This is a genomic window from Streptomyces sp. CLV115 (genome assembly GCF_038448545.1).
Lineage (GTDB): Bacteria > Actinomycetota > Actinomycetes > Streptomycetales > Streptomycetaceae > Streptomyces > Streptomyces sanglieri.
In genome coordinates this window covers 1-441 of record NZ_JBCEWQ010000433.1, presented here as the reverse complement: position 1 = coordinate 441, position 441 = coordinate 1, and the positions used below count along the sequence as shown (strand labels likewise).

Genomic DNA, 441 nt, shown 5'->3' with positions numbered 1-441 from the left:
GCGCCATACGTCCGCCTTCAGCCGCCGGTGCATACGTTTCCAATAAGTAATCGATTGCGTCGTCTTCGGTTTCGCCGCGCAGGAAAGCGAGCAGTTTAACGAACCCGCCCCGCGCAAACTCTTCGTCATAGGCGCCTGAGTCGCCCCAATAGCCGGCTTTTGCCGACACTGTGTCTTCGAGGTATACGTAAAAGCTCGGAGTCCGATCGTATCTGAATGGACTGGCGGCCAGCAGGCGTTCGCCGCCCCACGTCGGCCGGGTCCAGTCGAATTGTTCGAGTTCATACCGAATGTCGACGTCTACAGAACGTCCACCCAAATTTAATATCGGCAATTCGAGACACTTCCTTTCGAGACTTGTAAATTATATTACGACATTGTTACGAAAATTACAGTCGCAATTTGTCGAAACTATTCAAAAATTTAGATGTAATTGTTGAC

Annotated in this window: 1 protein-coding gene; it reads right to left on the bottom strand. The window is 50.3% G+C overall.

All coding sequences use genetic code 11. From position 1 onward, the window contains the following. Positions 1-334, bottom strand: a 334-nt coding sequence (locus tag AADR41_RS42510) for a hypothetical protein (RefSeq protein WP_342287823.1), incomplete at its 3' end; no start/stop codon positions are given. Positions 335-441 lie beyond the last annotated feature (107 nt).